The 3,215-nt window shown below is 41.7% G+C and carries 5 protein-coding genes and 1 pseudogene; all 6 read left to right on the top strand.

Features of this window, described 5'->3' with window-relative positions; all coding sequences use genetic code 11:
* The first annotated feature begins 260 nt into the window (after positions 1 to 260).
* On the top strand, positions 261 to 458 hold the full coding sequence (locus H6G92_RS38545) for a hypothetical protein (RefSeq protein WP_109013047.1): 198 nt from the start codon (positions 261 to 263) through the stop codon (positions 456 to 458).
* A gap of 78 nt (positions 459 to 536) precedes the next feature.
* Entirely contained in the window at positions 537 to 1,610 is a 1,074-nt protein-coding gene (locus tag H6G92_RS38540; protein WP_190902089.1) for a hypothetical protein, read from the top strand.
* A 111-nt stretch (positions 1,611 to 1,721) separates the two neighbouring features.
* A complete protein-coding gene (locus tag H6G92_RS38535) occupies positions 1,722 to 2,171 on the top strand; it encodes a DUF1257 domain-containing protein (RefSeq protein WP_190902088.1) in 450 nt (149 codons plus the stop codon).
* A gap of 2 nt (positions 2,172 to 2,173) precedes the next feature.
* A complete protein-coding gene (locus tag H6G92_RS38530; RefSeq protein ID WP_190902087.1) occupies positions 2,174 to 2,377 on the top strand; it encodes a DUF2997 domain-containing protein in 204 nt (67 codons plus the stop codon).
* 43 nt (positions 2,378 to 2,420) lie between these two features.
* Positions 2,421 to 2,678 (top strand): hypothetical protein, encoded by a 258-nt coding sequence (locus H6G92_RS38525; RefSeq protein WP_190902086.1) that lies wholly within the window; start codon positions 2,421 to 2,423, stop codon positions 2,676 to 2,678.
* Positions 2,675 to 3,215, top strand: a pseudogene (locus H6G92_RS38520) (AAA family ATPase); the annotation flags it as partial. The gene H6G92_RS38525 and the pseudogene H6G92_RS38520, both read left to right, overlap by 4 nt.

The raw sequence follows: 3,215 nt of genomic DNA, 5'->3' as shown, positions 1-3,215 counted from the left end.
AAGCCTGTGGTACAGGATAATTCGCAGCAACTTCAGCTATTTTAAGCCATGTCAATACATAAACCACCAGTCATTAAAAGACATATTCGCCTACAGAATAGCTCTACAAAAGTAATCTATAGAGCTATTCCAGATATCCCCAAATTGAGAAATAGCCACAGACTAGAGATTGCAATCATAAAAGAACAACCTTGTCTGGTTTGAGAAATAGGAACTTATAGGCTTATGGTCTAGCTCTAATTACAAAGAATATTGCAGTCATGTCTAATTTTGCTGTTGAAGATATATTGATTGTAATTCCATCTAAAGCAGATGAGTATTGGGGCAAAATCATTGCTGTTAATGGCAACAAAATTACAGTCAAATGGAATTGGAATAATTACGTGCGGGAGTATAAAGCTCACGATTTAGATATTTATCAGCATTTGCCCAAGGCATATCAGTTACCGCTTTTCTAGCCTTTTCAACAAGGATATTTAAGTCTAAGAAAAGCTTCGCTTAATCGAAGTGAAAAATAATGATTGAGGTCAATAATCATGGTACAAGTAATTGACAATCCTATTGCTGCAAATTTTCTAACTGATGCAGTAGTCGAGCGCCACAATTTCTCGCAATTAAATAAAACTCGCATTCGCTTTCGTATTCAATTAAAGAAAAGTACAAAATCTGCCGCACCTAAATGGGCGGATGTGCTAAAAGCTGAGGTTTCTGAAATTGAATCAGACCTCGTTAAAGTTACAAATTCTGAAGTTGGGTTACGCGGAATCAAGGTTTTCAAAAAGCTTGATGAAGCTGCTGCACAATTGAGGCAAGAGATTGCTTCAGTTCAAGAATGGATGTCTGCTGATACTGGTGATTGGGTTTGTCCAATTGATTTAGCTCCACTTGTGTGGAATCAGTTAATCAATATCAGAGATAATATCGCCCCAGGACTGCGTAATCAGTTAAAAGCTGATTATGAAGCTGGGTTGGTTGATTATCAAGAGCGAATTGATCAGTTCCTCTCACTTAACACTTGGGAATTAGCACAGGATAAGCAAGAATCAGTTAAAGCCAACTTGTTAAGAGCATTTCCGACTCTGACTGATCTTGAAGACTATTTGCAAGTCGTTATTGGTCGTCCGGTGATTATCCCGGCATTGTCCGAACAACTCAATCAGCAGCAAGCCGAATGCCTTGACCAAATTACGCGATTCATCCAACAGTATGACCAAAATCTGGAGCAAAGGCTACGGGAATCTGCGATCGCTGGTGGTGAACAACTCGCCGCGCAGTTGCTTGAAGAATTGAGCGACTGGGAACCAGGACGCAAGCCAGTCCAGTTCAAAAAGAAGATGCAACGCCATCTGATGAAGGTTCAGGTACTACTAGCGAATGCTGACCCGGAGGCAGGCAGTAGCTTGGAGGCGATGATGACGCACTTAAATTCTATCGTTAACGATCCAGCGATTGAGTCGAAGAATCTGGGTTCAGATACGCGCACTCAATTGCAGCAAAAGATGGAAGAAATTCGGATCAAGTTGTTAGACGAACAGCGCAATCTCCAAGAGCTAGCAACTGGTGAGGTGGGTTTATCGAAAGCTACCGTGATGTCTTTCAAGTTCAGGTAAAAAACAGTCTTGGGCGGGTGCATTCGCTCAAGACTAAATACGTTAAACGAAAAATGGATATACACCTCACAAAGAATACCGCACTTCTACCACTACAGGAACAAGATTCTCATGTCACACTTCTCAACCGTTAAAACCAAGCTTACCAACCGCGAATGTCTGATACAAGCTTTACAAGATTTGAAACTGAATCCGCAAGTTTATGAAACAGCACAATCACTAAAAGGATACTACGGTGGCTCTCAAGGAAAAAGCGCTGAAATCATTGTGTCTGGTCACACCATAAAAGCCCGTGCAGACATCGGTTTCAAATGGAATCAGTCAAGCAGCGTGTACGACGTAATACACGACAGTTATGAAACAGTTCCGAAGCTGGGCAAAGACTTTTTCAGTAATAAACTAATGCTGGCTTATGGTAAGCATTTGGTTCGTGTCAAAGCTGCCGAGTTACAAGAGCAATTTGGGGAATGTGCGATCGCTGAAGAAACCCACGGAAGTGTGCAAACTCTACGGCTGACTTTTGCCGGACATCAAGAAGTTCAACAGTACGTGAGGAGATAAATATGGAACGTTCAATACTGATACATTTCGACAATGCTACAGGTGAAGTTCGTGTGGAGGCTGAGGGATTCGAGGGGCTGAGTTGTTTATCGGCTACGCAACCATTTGAGGAGGCACTTGGGGTTGTAGGCGATCGCGTTTTCAAAGAAGAATCAGCACCACAGCTTCGGACTACAAACAGCAGCCAAACACGCCTGCGTCAGTAATCAACACGGGGGAATCAACTTTCTTCCCCCCTCAAAAACAATCATGAACGAATTAGCTAAAGAATACCCATTTGTTCACGTTTATGCCCAGCAAAAACCAAGACAACCCGTGATCATCAAAGCTAGTACAGAGGGTTTGTGCGTACTTTTGAATGCAATAGTAACAGCGATTGCCTACCAAGAGAACAACGGTATAGCAGAAGTTTTTGACGGCGATGCCGAAGCCTATGAGGTGATCGTAAAAGTCGTAAACACACACGACGAATTATCTCCAGTTCCTTATCAAATTGAAAAACAATGAAACTCTCAAATCTGCTCTCCACACTCGATTCACAAATTCCGATCGCAGCGCTTGATGTGCTGTCTCCTGATGAAGCAACGATTATTCAGTGGTTGACTACAGAGGCATCTAACAAGCTATCAAGTCCAGTGTTTTTCTGGAATCTGGGAGTATCAACCTTAGAGCAATGTTTAATCGCAGCAGATGGGGGATTGGTATTTAAGCCAGTCGCAGAGTACAAAAGACCTCCACAGGCTGATCCATTGTTGTATGTGTTTGACTACATTGCTAACTTTAGTGGTCATGGTGTATTTATCCTCGGAGATATTCACCCCTTTATCGCTAAGAATTCACCCCAATTATCATGGGAGATTTTAAGCAAGGTAAAAAACCTTTACCACAGGTTAAAACCCACAGATAAACGCATTGTTTTGTTGGGTCAGAACATACAATTACACGAATCCTTAGTCAGATTGATTCCTTATTGTGAAGTTCCTTTACCTAGTATTGACCAAATACTACTTCATATCAATTCTTATTTGCATGACCTACAACAGT

The sequence above is a fragment of the Nostoc foliaceum FACHB-393 genome (genome assembly GCF_014698505.1).
GTDB classification, from domain to species: domain Bacteria; phylum Cyanobacteriota; class Cyanobacteriia; order Cyanobacteriales; family Nostocaceae; genus Nostoc; species Nostoc foliaceum_A.
Note: the sequence above shows the minus strand (reverse complement) of the source record. Positions and strands in the feature narration are given on the sequence as shown.